The sequence below is a fragment of the Pseudomonas sp. NPDC087639 genome, from assembly GCF_044743385.1.
In the GTDB taxonomy this organism is placed as follows: domain Bacteria; phylum Pseudomonadota; class Gammaproteobacteria; order Pseudomonadales; family Pseudomonadaceae; genus Aquipseudomonas.
This window is the reverse complement of record NZ_JBIUWI010000059.1, coordinates 1,319-14,235: the sequence shown is the minus strand read 5'-3', so window position 1 is coordinate 14,235 and position 12,917 is coordinate 1,319. Positions and strand designations below refer to the sequence as shown.

Here is a 12,917-nt window from a genome sequence, read left to right as displayed (position 1 = left end):
GCTGTGCTAAAGTCAGCGTCCTTTTTATCGACTCTCGCGTGATATGACCGACTCCAGTCCTGCCGCAAGCCCTTCGAGCTTGAAAATCTACTTCCGCCTGCTCGGCTATGTTCGGCCGTATATCAGTTTGTTCCTGATCAGCATCGTCGGTTTTCTGATTTTTGCGTCGACCCAGCCGATGCTCGGTTACATCCTCAAGTACTTTGTCGACGGTTTATCCAACCCTGAAGCGGTGCTATTCCCGTCCGTGCCTTACCTGCGTGACTTGCAGCTGTTGCAGGCCGTGCCGCTGCTGATCATCCTGATCGCCGCGTGGCAGGGGCTGGGATCTTATCTGGGCAACTATTTCCTGGCCAAGGTTTCACTCGGCCTGGTTCATGATTTGCGCGTGCAACTGTTCAATAACCTGCTGGTGTTGCCAAACCGCTACTTCGACAAGCATAACTCCGGTCACCTGATTTCGCGTATCACCTTCAACGTGACGATGGTCACGGGGGCGGCAACAGATGCGATCAAGGTCGTAATCCGTGAAGGCATGACGGTGATCTTTCTTTTCGCCTCGTTGCTGTTCATGAACTGGAAGCTGACGCTGGTGATGGTCGCAATTCTGCCTTTGATCGCGATTATGGTGAGTACCGCAAGCAAAAAATTCCGCAAGCAGAGCAAGAAAATCCAGGCGGCGATGGGCGATGTGACCCACGTGGCGTCGGAAACCATCCAGGGTTATCGCGTGGTGCGCAGCTTCGGCGGCGAAGCTTACGAAGAGAAGCGTTTCTTCAATGCCAGTCAGGGCAATACTGACAAGCAACTGCGGATGACCCGGACCGGGGCGATCTATACGCCGTTGCTGCAACTGGTGATTTACAGCGCCATGGCGGTGCTGATGTTCCTCGTGCTGTATCTGCGTGGTGATGCCTCGGCGGGCGATATGGTGGCCTACATCACGTTGGCCGGCCTGTTGCCGAAACCGATCCGTCAGTTGTCTGAAGTCAGCTCGACCATCCAGAAAGGTGTCGCCGGCGCCGAAAGTATCTTCGAGCAACTGGATGTGGCGCCGGAAGTTGATACCGGCACGGTTGAGCGCGATGCCGTTACTGGTCGTCTCGATGTGCGCAACCTGAGCTTCACCTACCCCGGCACCGATCGTCAGGTGCTCGATGACATCAGTTTCTCGGCCGAGCCGGGGCAGATGGTGGCACTGGTTGGGCGTTCGGGCAGCGGTAAGTCGACGCTGGCCAACCTGATTCCACGCTTCTACCACCACGACACAGGCGAGATCCTGATCGACGGTGTGGAAGTCGAGCAGTACAAACTGCTCAACCTGCGTCGCCACATCTCTCAGGTGACCCAGCACGTCACACTGTTCAGCGACACCGTGGCCAACAACATCGCGTATGGCGACCTGGCCGGCGCACCGCGTGAAGATATCGAAAAAGCCGCACGTGATGCCTACGCGATGGATTTCATCGAGCAGTTGCCTGAAGGCCTGGATACCCAGGTCGGCGAGAACGGCGTGTTGCTGTCCGGTGGTCAGCGTCAACGTTTGGCGATTGCCCGAGCCTTGCTCAAGAATGCACCACTGCTGATTCTCGACGAGGCCACCTCGGCCCTCGACACCGAATCCGAGCGGCATATTCAGGCGGCACTGGATCAAGTGATGAAGGGGCGTACCACCCTGGTGATCGCGCATCGTCTGTCGACCATCGAGAAGGCCGACCTGATTCTGGTCATGGATCAGGGCCGGATCGTCGAGCGCGGCACCCACGATGGGCTGCTGGCGCAGAACGGCTACTACGCGCGCCTCAATGCCATGGGCCTTGATGCTTCGGTCGAAGGTATCGCCTGACTCAGGTGCGAGCCTGCTCACGATGGTTGTGACGCACTCGACATTAATGTCATGCGCGCTCCACCGTCGCCAGCAGGCTATTCATGTTTGCCCAAGATTCTCCAAAGGTCGTTTTCGCGGCTTTCCCTGTCAGAAATGAGCAAAAAAACGCTTTGGCTCATCCTGTTGCCAGCTCCGCGCTAGCTTGCGCAACCCTGTGTTAATATCGCGCCCCTGTTCATTTTGTATGTGGGTTGCTCCATGAAGTTGTCCATGCCGCGATTCGATCAAGCCCCTGTCTTGGTGGTCGGCGATGTCATGCTCGACCGTTACTGGCATGGCGGAACCTCACGGATTTCCCCTGAGGCCCCGGTGCCGGTCGTTAAAGTCGAGCAAATCGAAGATCGTCCGGGCGGTGCCGCGAACGTTGCCTTGAACATTGCCGCGCTGGGTGCGCCGGCGTCCCTGGTCGGTGTGACCGGTGACGACGAAGCCGCCGACAGCCTGAGCAACAGCCTCAAGGGCGCGGGCGTACGAGCCTTGTTCCAGCGCATTGCGCATCAGCCAACCATCGTCAAGCTGCGGGTCATGAGCCGGCACCAGCAATTGCTGCGTATCGACTTCGAAGAACCGTTCGCCACCGACGCCCTGGCACTCGGCTCGCAGGTCGACGACCTGCTGGAAGGCATCAAGGTGCTGGTGTTGTCCGATTACGGCAAAGGCGCGCTGAAAAACCACCAGGCATTGATCCAGGCGGCACGCGCGAAGAATATTCCGGTGCTGGCCGACCCGAAAGGCAAGGATTTCTCGATCTACCGTGGCGCCAGCCTGATCACTCCGAACCTCAGCGAATTCGAAGCCATCGTCGGCGGATGCGCCGATGAGCACGAACTCGTCAGCAAGGGTGCGACGCTGATGCACGACCTGGAGCTCGGCGCTTTGCTGGTGACTCGCGGCGAGCATGGCATGACACTGCTGCGTCCTGACCAGCCTGCGCTGCACCTGCCGGCCCGGGCCCGTGAAGTGTTCGACGTGACCGGTGCCGGTGACACAGTGATTTCCACCCTGGCGGCGGCCATTGCGGCGGGCGAGGATCTGCCTCATGCGGTGGCGTTGGCCAACCTGGCGGCAGGCATCGTGGTCGGCAAGCTCGGTACGGCGGCCATCAGCGCACCGGAACTGCGTCGCGCCATTCAGCGTGAAGAAGGTTCCGAGCGCGGAGTGTTGGGCCTGGAGCAGTTGATTCTCGCGGTCGCCGATGCCCGCGCGCACAACGAAAAAATCGTGTTCACCAATGGCTGCTTCGACATCCTGCACGCCGGCCATGTGACCTATCTGGAACAGGCGCGGGCCCAGGGCGATCGTTTGATTGTCGCAGTCAACGACGACGCGTCGGTCAGCCGCCTGAAAGGGCCTGGTCGCCCGATCAACAGTGTCGACCGGCGCATGGCGGTTCTGGCGGGGCTTGGGGCGGTGGACTGGGTTATCAGCTTCTCTGAAGGCACGCCGGAAAATCTGTTGCGCGAGGTCAAACCGGACGTACTGGTCAAGGGCGGCGATTACGGGATCGACCAGGTTGTCGGCGCCGACATCGTGACGGCTTATGGCGGCACTGTGAAAGTGCTGGGGCTGGTGGAAAACAGCTCGACGACCGCGATTGTCGAAAAAATCCGCAGTCGCTGATCAGATGAATTTTTGTCGTTGTGAGCTGCGTGTGAAAGGATTTTGCCTTGGGGAACTAACCGTTTCCGTTGATGTTGGCAGGGTTGAATCCTTTGCGCCTGCCTGCGTCGCGTGGTCAATTAACCTATGAAAGTCATGCTCCTGGTGATGGGCGAGCAGCGGGTCATTCTTGATCGGCTATACGACATCGTGCAGCAGAACTGTGATGAATGTGTCATCTACCGCTTGAGCAAGCAGCAACAGATGAACCTGGGACCGTTTCTGGCTTCGGTCGATTACCAGACTTTCGACCGTGTGGTGATCTTCTCCCGGGTCAAGCGCCTGGCCCCGCAACTGCGGGTGCTCAAGTGTATTCCCGGGCTGGTTTTTCTCGAACACGACGCCTACCAGAACTACATGCCTGCCAGTAAATACCGTGGCGTGTATTCGCGTCTCTACCGTCGTCTGCCGAGTTGCCGGGCGCTGGTGTCCGGTGCGGTGGTGGCCCGCAAGATGCTGGCGGAAGGCATCGACACGGTGTTCGTCTCCAAGGGTTACGACGAGCAGATGCTGCGCAACACCGGTGCCGAGCGCGACATTCCCATCGGTTTTCTCGGCAGCCTGAAAAGCACCGAGTACGCCCAGCGCAAGGCGCTGCTCGAATCCCTGACGCAGCGCACCGGTATGCTGGTGACCCGCACAAAATCGGGCTCCGAATACCTGGAAACGCTCAATCGCATCAAGATTTTCGTCAGCGCCGACATCGGCATGAACGAGTTCATGATCAAGAACTTCGAAGCCATGGCCTGCGGCTGTGTACTGCTGGCCTGGAGCCAGGGCGAAGAAGACCAGTTGCTCGGTTTCGAAGACATGCACAACACCGTGTTTTATCGCAGCGAAGACGAGGCAGTGGAAAAGATCAAACTGCTGCAGGATGACCCGCAACTGGCAGAGCGTATCGCCAGAAACGGCCAGGCCTTTGCAGAGAGTCGCTATTCCTTCGCCCGTGTCGGCCAGGCCCTCGCCACTGAGATCCAGCGCGAGATGCGCCCATGGCAGCCGCCTTCGCGGTTCACGCGGTTCTGGGTCAAGTTGCGTTACGGCATGAAGGTACTGGTCTGAATGAAAAACGAACAGATGGCGCTGGATGCGCTACCCGGCGGTGACCAGTCTATCGTGGACGCGTTGCCTGAGCCGTTGCGTGAGTGTCTGAGTCGTGCGGAGCGGGTCGTGCTGATCGCGAACAATCCAGCGATTACGGCGGCGGATTTTCAGGCGCTGAACATTGGCGACAATGACGTCGTCGTCAGTTTCAATACCTGCATCAAGGCACCACTGCTCAATTCGCGAAGCGTGAATATTTTTGTGCACGGATGCAATGCGCCGGATGCGTACTTTTTCGGGCTCCCCTGCGGACCTGATGTGCAGCGGTTGTTAGATCAGGCGAGCGAACGTTGTTTCACCCTCTTGGTGGGGTCTATAACTCCGATGTCTCCGTTGCCGGGGGTGGCCATGTACATGGATCGTATTCCATTGCCGCCGCTGTTGAACTATCCGGTAAATCGCCCCTCAGGCAAGCTCTACGCTGGACCTTCTACGGGGTTCAGCACGCTGGTGCTGTTCGACTGGTTGCGCGGCCATGCCGGTTTTACCTATCAGCTCATGACCCTGGGTTTTTCCAATGAAGCAGGAAAACTGTGGGGTGGCCATGCCTGGGATTATGAGCGGAACTGGCTTCAGGCTTCAGACGTTATCGTGGTGCCCCTGCAACCTCGTCGTTGGTGGCAAAAGCTGTTTCGCCCAAAATAAAAGATGCTAACCGGCTATTTGCTCGCGCGTTTCTTGCCGATTCCAACCAGGCTCAGCGCCTTCAGACTCAATTGCTTGAGTCCCGCGCGAGGCGGCTTCGCCGGTTGCAGGCCCTGTTGCACGACCCAGTCTTTCCAGCGAATCCGCTCGTCGCGCACGACCCAGCCTTGCTGGGTCGCAAAGCTCTCGGCCAGGTAAAGTCCACGGGTGCTGGCCGGCAGGAGTTTGTCGCGTTTGAGGGTGTACAGCTCGGCCAGTGGCGCGCCGTCCTTGAGCGGCATCAAGTACAGGTCGGGGCGTTTGCGGTCGAGCCGCGCCACCAGTTGATCACCTTCCAGACGCTCATCGACGTGGAACAGGCTCAGGGATTTGGCTTCCTTGGGCACGTCCAGACGCAGGTCGTAGATCAATTGCAATGAAGCGGTCGGTAAATGGACATAGGCCAGCGGCCGCTCCTGCAATTGCAGATTGGCGCACCGCACCGGTCGTGCTGCGCCGGACAGTGGCGTCAGGCGAAACGGCAGGGCTTCGCGATAATGCAGCGCGGACGAGTAGGGCGCCGGCAGCCAGGTGTCGTTGAAGCGCCCGCCGAGCCAGCCCTCCGGGGTTTCCAGCAAACACTCTTCGGCGATCTCTTGAATGGCCGTGTGCAGCGGAATATTCAGTTCGTGGGCCGGCACGTAACCGGAAATCAGCTTGAGCACCACATCGCCGCGATCCTGCCGCCGCTGACGCACCAACACCCAGTAATCGCGATTTTGCCAGTGCAGGGTCAGGCGCACCGAAACCCCGAGATTGGCCAGCTCCAGCGAGAAGCGCTCGGCGTCCGCCACGCTGACCGGTTTGCGTCGTTGCAAGGTCTGCGCGAAGTTCAGCGGCATGCCGACGCTCTGATAGGTCAGGCCTTCGGGCGTAGCTTCTACGTACAGGGGCAGGGTCTTGAAGTTGCTCGGGTTCTTTCTGATGAGCGTGCGCGGCATATCGGCTCCTGCTTAAGGCCGCGGGGCGGCGTCAGTGACCACGAAGGACCTGGGCAACGGTCGCAACGTTGTGGGCGAGGTGCAGCGGATTGATCGTTCCGACAATAGCACTGGCCACGCCAGGCTGGGCAAACAGCAACTCGAAGCTGGCGCGCACCGGGTCGAAGCCTGGGCTCAGGCAAACGTGACCACTGGCCAGGGCTTTTTTCACCAGAATGGCTTTGCCGTGGGCAGCAGCATAGTCAATGACAGCTTTCTCGTTTTGTTCGTTCAGATTGTAGGTGACCATCGCACAGTCGCCTTGCTCCAGTGCTTTTAATCCGCCTTCGACGGTTTTGCCTGAAAAGCCGAAGCCGCGAATCTTGCCCTCAGCCTTGAGCGTCGCAAGTGTGGCGTAAACCTCCTCGTGCTCAAGGATGGCCATGTCGTTGCCGTCGGAATGCACCAGCACCAGATCGATGAAATCCGTTTCCAGACGTTGCAGGCTGCGCTCCACCGACATCCGCGTGTGCGCTGCGCTGAAGTCATGGCGCGACAGGCCGTCGGCAAACTCTTCACCGACCTTGCTGACGATCACCCAGTCATTGCGCTGGCCGCGCAACAGCGGGCCGAGGCGCTCTTCGCTGCGACCGTAGGCCGGCGCGGTGTCGATCAGGTTGATGCCCATATCGCGGCTGAGTTTGAGTAGCCGGCGCGCGTCATCGTCATCGGGAATCTGAAAGCCGTTGGGGTATTTCACGCCTTGGTCGCGGCCAAGTTTGACCGTGCCCAAACCCAGTGGCGAAACCATCAGGCCGGTGCTGCCCAGCGGGCGGTGCAAGTCGTGCAGGGTCGCTATCGTCATGGCAGCAGTTGCTCCCAGGCAGGCACGCCCATCGGCGGTTTTGGCAGAGGTGGCAGTGGTGCAATGGCTTGCGGCTGGATGCCGTCGCGTTGCAAGGAGGCGATCACCCGATCAGCGAAGTCTGGTGCCAGTGCCAGTTTGGTTGGCCAGCCAACCAGCAAGCGCCCCTCTTCAGCGAGGAAGGCGTTGTCCGGGCGCGTCAGACCGGTTTGCAGCGGCTCGGCACGGTCGACACGCAGGGTTGCCCATTGCGTGGTGCTGAGGTCGATCCATGGCAGCAACTGCGAGATTTCTTTTTGCGCGGTGGCGATCTGTTCGGCTGGCTCGCGGTTCACGCCTTCGCTCTCGGCAATGTCGCCGCCCATGTACCAGACCCACTGGCCATCAGCGGCCGGGTGGGTGGTGACGGTGATGCGCGGCTTGGTGCCGCCGCCCAGACAGTGGGCGTACAGCGGTTTCAGGCCCGGGCCCTTGGCGATGATCATGTGCAATGGGCGGCGTTGCATGGCCGGGTGACTCAGGCCCAGAGCGGTGAGCAGATCGGCAGTGCCGGCGCCGGCGCTGAGGACGATGCGCTGGGCGCGGATCTCGCGACCGTCGACTTTCAGGCCGACCAGCACGCCAGCTTCCAGCAGCGGCTCGATGGTTTGCCCGGCGAGCAATCCATCACCGGCCAGATCGGCCAGACGCTGGATCAGGCTCGGAACGTCGATCACCAGTTCGGCGAGACGATAGACCTTGCCCTTGAAGCGCTTGTCTTGCAGCGCCGGCGGCAATTGCTCGCCCTTGACCTGATCGACACGGCCACGCACTGCTTTGCTGGCGAAGAAACTGGTGAGGTTGCCGGCGAGGGTGCCCGGCGACCACAGGTAATGCGCTTCGGAGAGCAGACGAACGCCGGAAAGATCCAGTTCACCGTCGCCGGCCAGTGCTTCACGCCAGCGGCGCGGCATGTCGGCGATGGCTTCCGAGGCGCCGGTCAGCGCACCGTGCAACGCGTACTTGGCGCCGCCGTGGATGATGCCTTGTGATTTCACACTCTGCCCGCCGCCGAGGCTGGCGCTTTCCACCAGCACGGTCGAAAAACCCTGGCGGCGCAGGCGCGCGTTCAGCCAGAGGCCGGCAACACCAGCGCCGACAATCAGAACGTCGGTGGAAATAACGGATGGCATGCAACGACCTCAGTGTTCAAGACGAGGGCGCAGTATACAGACTCGGGAAAGAGGCGGATTTGTCGATGATCAACAGAGCTGACGCAAAACCAAATGTGGGAGCGAGCTTGCCCGTTAGTGCCCGGCGGTTTTCGAGAACAGCTGGATAACTACAACACCCAGAACAATCAACGCCATCCCCAGCATCGCCGGGATATCCAGCTTCTGCCCATAGATAAACAGCGCCGCAACGCTGACCATCACGATGCCCATCCCGGCCCACACCGCGTAAGCGACGCCCACTGGCACCGTGCGCACCACCAGCGTCAGCATCCAGAAGGCGATCCCGTAGCCGACGATCACCAGCAGCAGTGGCAGCGGGGTGCTGAAACCTTTGACGGCTTTCATCGAAACGGTGGCGATCACTTCGGCGCAAATGGCGATAGCCAGGTAGGCGTAGGCGTTCATGGTTCAAATCCTCATGTAAAACGTTGCTTTCTGAGCCGGCATTTTAGAGATTCACCAGATGGGGTAAAGTCATTACCTATCTGTTTTGAAGATGGGTTGGTGAGCCAGCATGCAGTGGAATCTTGATCAGCTACGGGTATTTGTCGATGTCGCCGAACAGCGTTCGTTCTCCGCCGTCGCACGCCAGCAACGCAAGGCGCAGTCGGCGATCAGCAGCGCCATCGCCATGCTCGAAGACGATCTGGGCGTGAGCCTGTTCGAGCGTAGCAGCGGCCGCCAGCCGAGCCTCACCGAAGCGGGCGATGCGTTGCTGGAAGAGGCCCGCGAAGTCTTGCGCCAATGCGAGCGCCTGAACGGTCGGGCGATGGCGATGATGCGCGGCCAGGAAGCGCAATTGCGTGTGGCGCAGGACGAAGCCATGCCCTATCAGGCGCTGGTGGAAAGTTTTGGCGCGCTGGCCGAGCAATTTCCCAGTCTGGAGTTGCAACTGACCAGCGCTGCCCAAGGCGAAGTTTCACGCAAACTGGTCGAACGTCGCGCCGATCTCGGGCTGCTGTTCTATCACGATGAAATTCCCGAAGCGCTGGAGCGGCGGGTGCTGGGCAGCGTGGAAATGGTCACCGTCTGCGGCGTCAATCATCCGTTGGCGACTCAGCCCTACGTCACCTGCCAGCAACTGGCGCAACACCGGCAATTGCTGATGTCCACGCAAACCAGCGTTTATCCCGGCAACGAGCCGGCCAGCCCGCAGGTGTGGCGCGCCGACAGTTTCTACGTGATGGCCGAATGGCTGGTGCGGGATCTTGGCTGGGCGTGGCTGCCTCGGCATGTGGTGCAGTATTCGGCGTATCAGGGCTTGATGGTCGAGCTCGACAGCGAATGGACGCCGCCGGCGCTGGTGGTGGAACTGGTCTGGCGCCGCGACGAGCCGCTCGGCCCGGCCGCCCGCTGGCTGGCAGAACGTTTTGCCGTGCACTTGCAGGCGATCGGCGACAAAAGTCGATAAACTCCGGCGCCATGAATAGAACTCTCTACACCGCGCTGTTTTACCTGGGGCTGCCATTGGTGGCGATTCGGCTGTGGCTGCGGGCGCGCAAGGCGCCGGCGTATGCCAAACGGATTGGCGAACGTTTCACTTATGGCATGCCGACACTGCAACCCGGCGGCATCTGGGTACATGCGGTATCGGTGGGCGAAAGCATTGCCGCGGCGCCGATGATTCGCGCCTTGCTGCAACGTTATCCACAGCTGCCGATCACCGTGACCTGCATGACCCCAACCGGCTCGGAACGCATTCACGCACTGTTCGCCAACGAGCCGCGCATCCAGCATTGCTACCTGCCGTACGACTTGCCGTGCGCGGCGGCGCGGTTTCTTGATCGCGTGCAGCCGAAGCTCGCGGTGATCATGGAAACCGAGCTCTGGCCCAACCACATTCACCAATGTGCCAAGCGCGGCATTCCGGTGGCGCTGGCCAACGGTCGATTGTCCGAACGCTCAGCCAAGGGCTACGGCCGCTTCAGCAAACTGACCGCGCCGATGCTTGCCGAGATGAGTTTTTTCGCCGTGCAGACCGAAACCGAAGCGCAGCGTTTCCGCGATCTCGGCGCACGCTCTAAGACTGTCGAAGTCACCGGCTCGATCAAGTTCGACCTGACCATCGACCCGCAACTGCTGCAACGCGCCGCTGAACTGCGCGGCCAATGGCAGGCGCTGGAGCGTCCGGTATGGATCGCTGCCAGCACCCACGAAGGCGAGGATGAAGTGGTGCTGAATGCTCATCGTCGTCTGCTGGCCAACTATCCGAATGCACTGTTGATTCTGGTGCCGCGTCATCCGGAGCGCTTCAACTCGGTGTTCGAACTGTGCCAACGCGAAGGGTTTGCCACCGTGCGCCGCTCGACCGGCGCTAACGTTGCGGCCGAAACATCTGTTCTGCTCGGCGACACCATGGGCGAATTGCTGTTTCTGTATGCCTTGGCGGACAGCGCTTTTGTTGGCGGCAGTCTGGTGCCGAACGGCGGGCACAACCTGCTGGAGCCGGCAGCCCTGGCGAAACCGGTGCTCAGCGGTCCGCACCTGTTCAACTTCCTCGACATCGCCGCGCAATTGCGCGAAGCCGGGGCGTTGGTCGAGGTGGATGATGCTGAAGGGCTGGCGGTGGAAGTGCAGCGCTTGTTCGAACTGCCACGTGATGCGCAGCGCATGGCTGAGGCTGGGCTGGCGGTGATGCGCCGCAATCAGGGCGCTTTGCAGCGATTGCTGGATGGGTTGGGCAGGTTGATCAAGTAGTCAGTAGCAAAGCAAAAAGATCGCAGCCTTCGGCGGTTCCTACAGAGAATTTATGTAGGAACCGCCGAAGGCTGCGATCTTTTGCTTTTAAGGCTTAAGGCCGCGCCCTGAGCTGCGCCTCGGCAGCCTTGGCCAGATCCGGCGGCAGGAAGTCTTTGTCCGGGTTGTAGTCGGCTTTCAGATAACGCGCCAGATCCTGCAAGTCGCCCGGGTTCAACGTGCCGGCGGCTTGCTTCAAGCGCAGGTTGTCGAGGATGTAGTCGTAGCGGGTATTGTTGTAATTGCGCACCGAAGAGTACAGCTGACGCTGCGCATCGAGCACGTCGACGATGTTGCGGGTACCCACCTGATAGCCGATTTCCGTGGCTTCCACCGCGCTCTGGTTGGAGATGATCGACTGGCGGCGCGCCTGCACCTGTTCGACGTCGGTGTTCACCGCGCGGTGCAGGTTGCGGGTGTTTTCCACCACTTGCCGACGCAGGCCTTCGCGCTGCTGTTCGGTTTGATCGAGGCGCGAGTAGGACTCGCGCACCTGCGAGCTGGTCAGCCCGCCGCTGTAGATCGGGATGTTCAGTTGCAGTCCCAGCGTGCTCTGTTCGACGTTGCCACGGTAGGGAGTGCCGAAGGCGTTCGGGTTGGCGAAACCGAGGGCGTCGTTGTCACCTTTTTCGTATTTGGCCACGGCGTCGAGGGTCGGCAAGTGGCCGGCCTTGCGCTGCTTCAAGGTCTGTTCGGCCGAGCTGACGGCATAGTTGCTAGCCAGCAGATTGAGGTTCTGTTTTGCTGCGGTGTCGACCCAGGCCTTGGCGTCGTTCGGTGCCGGCGGCAGGATCGGCAGCGTGTGCACGATGCCCTGAATCGCGTTGTACTGGCGGTTGGTCAGGGTGATCAGCGCTTCGAACGCATCATCAACCTGACGCTGCGCGACGATCCGGTTGGCCCGCGCGGTGTCGTAACTGGCTTGCGATTGCAGCACATCGGTCTTGTCCGACAGGCCGACGTCAAAGCGCTCGTTGGACTGGTCGAGCTGACGCTTGAACGCCGCTTCTTCAGCTTTGGTCGAGGCTAGATTGTCCTGGCTGCGCAGCACGTTGAAGTAGCTTTCGGCCGATTGCAGGATCAGGTTCTGCTCGGTAGCCGACAGTTGCAACGCGGCTTGCTCATTGACGTCTTTGGCGGCCTGGAACTGGAACCAGCGATCGGCGCGGAACAGCGGTTGGGCAAGGGTTGCCTGATAGGAATGCGCACTGCGGTTGGCAATGGCCGAAGGCTGGTCGATCGAGGTGCGTACGTCGGCGACTTCGGCGCCGCCGGACAGGTTCGGCAGCAAGCCGGCGCGGGCCTGCGGCACCACTTCTTTCTGCGCGCCATACTGGGCGCGGGCTGCGGCCAGATCGGCGTTGTTGTCGACCGCTTCCTGATAGACGCTGACCAGATCGGTTTTGCTCGACAAGGGCGCTTCTGCTGCCCAGGCCATTGCGTTGGACGCACAAGACACGGCAAGAGCCAGTGAAAGTTTGCGCAGCATGAGGCGATCCCTAGCATGAATATTATGGAAATAATGTGCGCGCCAAGGCTACGGCGCAGCCCCTGCAGCGTCAAGGCGCAGCGGGGCAAGGCGAGTGTAGTTGTGCATTGAAGCGGCAACAATCCTGCAAGTCCTGCCAATTGCGCCATTCATCATGGTGTTTGCCGCGGTGTTGGCGTTCTTTGCCGGTTGTGTCTAGACTGGCCGGGTTCTTGTCGGGGTGCCTTGCTATGAGGCTGAGATCGAATAATTTCGGATCCCGTTGAACAAAAAAAAGAAAGCACAACCAAAACAAACAACAAAACACAAAACCAAAACACACCACAAGAACATACACCGATAAAAAGATCAACAAACT

11 protein-coding genes and 1 riboswitch (1 of these 12 cut by a window edge) are annotated in these 12,917 nt (G+C 60.2%); of the genes, 6 read left to right on the top strand and 5 right to left on the bottom strand.

The annotated features are described in order from the left end of the window. Positions 1 to 43: 43 nt before the first annotated feature. The 4 genes from msbA to ACIOVB_RS21305 all read left to right on the top strand — a co-directional run bounded on the left by msbA (position 44) and on the right by ACIOVB_RS21305 (position 5,296). Positions 44 to 1,846, top strand: a complete 1,803-nt coding sequence (msbA, locus tag ACIOVB_RS21320) for a lipid A export permease/ATP-binding protein MsbA (protein ID WP_401271096.1) — start codon at positions 44 to 46, stop codon at positions 1,844 to 1,846. Positions 1,847 to 2,086: 240 nt separating this feature from the next. Beyond that, positions 2,087 to 3,508 (top strand): bifunctional D-glycero-beta-D-manno-heptose-7-phosphate kinase/D-glycero-beta-D-manno-heptose 1-phosphate adenylyltransferase HldE, encoded by a 1,422-nt coding sequence (gene hldE, locus ACIOVB_RS21315; RefSeq protein ID WP_401271094.1) that lies wholly within the window; start codon positions 2,087 to 2,089, stop codon positions 3,506 to 3,508. Positions 3,509 to 3,634: 126 nt separating this feature from the next. Further along, the gene (locus tag ACIOVB_RS21310; RefSeq protein WP_401271091.1) at positions 3,635 to 4,609 is read left to right on the top strand and encodes a glycosyltransferase; all 975 of its coding nucleotides are present in this window, start codon (positions 3,635 to 3,637) and stop codon (positions 4,607 to 4,609) included. Beyond that, positions 4,610 to 5,296, top strand: coding sequence for a hypothetical protein (locus ACIOVB_RS21305; protein ID WP_401271089.1), 687 nt, complete (start codon positions 4,610 to 4,612; stop codon positions 5,294 to 5,296). Positions 5,297 to 5,310: 14 nt separating this feature from the next. Here the strand turns inward: ACIOVB_RS21305 and ACIOVB_RS21300 are convergent, their stop codons facing one another. The 4 genes from ACIOVB_RS21300 to ACIOVB_RS21285 all read right to left on the bottom strand — a co-directional run bounded on the left by ACIOVB_RS21300 (position 5,311) and on the right by ACIOVB_RS21285 (position 8,739). Continuing rightward, positions 5,311 to 6,276 carry a metal ABC transporter ATPase gene (locus ACIOVB_RS21300; RefSeq protein WP_401271086.1) on the bottom strand — a complete coding sequence of 322 codons (966 nt, stop codon included), beginning with the start codon at positions 6,274 to 6,276 and terminating at the stop codon, positions 5,311 to 5,313. A gap of 31 nt (positions 6,277 to 6,307) precedes the next feature. Beyond that, positions 6,308 to 7,120, bottom strand: coding sequence for an aldo/keto reductase (locus ACIOVB_RS21295; protein WP_401271084.1), 813 nt, complete (start codon positions 7,118 to 7,120; stop codon positions 6,308 to 6,310). Then, positions 7,117 to 8,292, bottom strand: a complete 1,176-nt coding sequence (locus tag ACIOVB_RS21290; RefSeq protein ID WP_187677916.1) for an FAD-binding oxidoreductase — start codon at positions 8,290 to 8,292, stop codon at positions 7,117 to 7,119. The genes ACIOVB_RS21295 and ACIOVB_RS21290 overlap by 4 nt, the downstream gene beginning before the upstream one ends. A 114-nt stretch (positions 8,293 to 8,406) precedes the next feature. Then, positions 8,407 to 8,739 carry a multidrug efflux SMR transporter gene (locus ACIOVB_RS21285; protein ID WP_187677915.1) on the bottom strand — a complete coding sequence of 111 codons (333 nt, stop codon included), beginning with the start codon at positions 8,737 to 8,739 and terminating at the stop codon, positions 8,407 to 8,409. Positions 8,740 to 8,848: 109 nt separating this feature from the next. Between ACIOVB_RS21285 and ACIOVB_RS21280 the strand changes: the two genes are divergently transcribed. After that, positions 8,849 to 9,745: a LysR family transcriptional regulator gene (locus ACIOVB_RS21280; protein WP_401271081.1), complete on the top strand. Its 897-nt coding sequence runs from the start codon at positions 8,849 to 8,851 to the stop codon at positions 9,743 to 9,745. A gap of 11 nt (positions 9,746 to 9,756) precedes the next feature. After that, a complete protein-coding gene (gene waaA, locus ACIOVB_RS21275; protein ID WP_401271079.1) occupies positions 9,757 to 11,031 on the top strand; it encodes a lipid IV(A) 3-deoxy-D-manno-octulosonic acid transferase in 1,275 nt (424 codons plus the stop codon). A gap of 94 nt (positions 11,032 to 11,125) precedes the next feature. Here the strand turns inward: waaA and ACIOVB_RS21270 are convergent, their stop codons facing one another. Beyond that, positions 11,126 to 12,559 (bottom strand): TolC family outer membrane protein, encoded by a 1,434-nt coding sequence (locus ACIOVB_RS21270; protein WP_187677912.1) that lies wholly within the window; start codon positions 12,557 to 12,559, stop codon positions 11,126 to 11,128. 206 nt (positions 12,560 to 12,765) lie between these two features. Next, positions 12,766 to 12,917: riboswitch (TPP riboswitch) on the top strand; it runs 72 nt beyond the window's last position.

What these genes read in the sequence shown, in the direction of transcription:
- ACIOVB_RS21295 (WP_401271084.1), bottom strand. Translation starts at nt 7,120, where the DNA reads ATGACGATAGCGACCCTGCACGACTTGCACCGCCCGCTGGGCAGCACC.
- ACIOVB_RS21300 (WP_401271086.1), bottom strand. Translation starts at nt 6,276, where the DNA reads ATGCCGCGCACGCTCATCAGAAAGAACCCGAGCAACTTCAAGACCCTG.
- ACIOVB_RS21310 (WP_401271091.1), top strand. Translation starts at nt 3,635, where the DNA reads ATGAAAGTCATGCTCCTGGTGATGGGCGAGCAGCGGGTCATTCTTGAT.
- ACIOVB_RS21290 (WP_187677916.1), bottom strand. Translation starts at nt 8,292, where the DNA reads ATGCCATCCGTTATTTCCACCGACGTTCTGATTGTCGGCGCTGGTGTT.
- ACIOVB_RS21280 (WP_401271081.1), top strand. Translation starts at nt 8,849, where the DNA reads ATGCAGTGGAATCTTGATCAGCTACGGGTATTTGTCGATGTCGCCGAA.
- ACIOVB_RS21305 (WP_401271089.1), top strand. Translation starts at nt 4,610, where the DNA reads ATGAAAAACGAACAGATGGCGCTGGATGCGCTACCCGGCGGTGACCAG.
- ACIOVB_RS21270 (WP_187677912.1), bottom strand. Translation starts at nt 12,559, where the DNA reads ATGCTGCGCAAACTTTCACTGGCTCTTGCCGTGTCTTGTGCGTCCAAC.
- hldE (WP_401271094.1), top strand. Translation starts at nt 2,087, where the DNA reads ATGAAGTTGTCCATGCCGCGATTCGATCAAGCCCCTGTCTTGGTGGTC.
- ACIOVB_RS21285 (WP_187677915.1), bottom strand. Translation starts at nt 8,739, where the DNA reads ATGAACGCCTACGCCTACCTGGCTATCGCCATTTGCGCCGAAGTGATC.
- msbA (WP_401271096.1), top strand. Translation starts at nt 44, where the DNA reads ATGACCGACTCCAGTCCTGCCGCAAGCCCTTCGAGCTTGAAAATCTAC.
- waaA (WP_401271079.1), top strand. Translation starts at nt 9,757, where the DNA reads ATGAATAGAACTCTCTACACCGCGCTGTTTTACCTGGGGCTGCCATTG.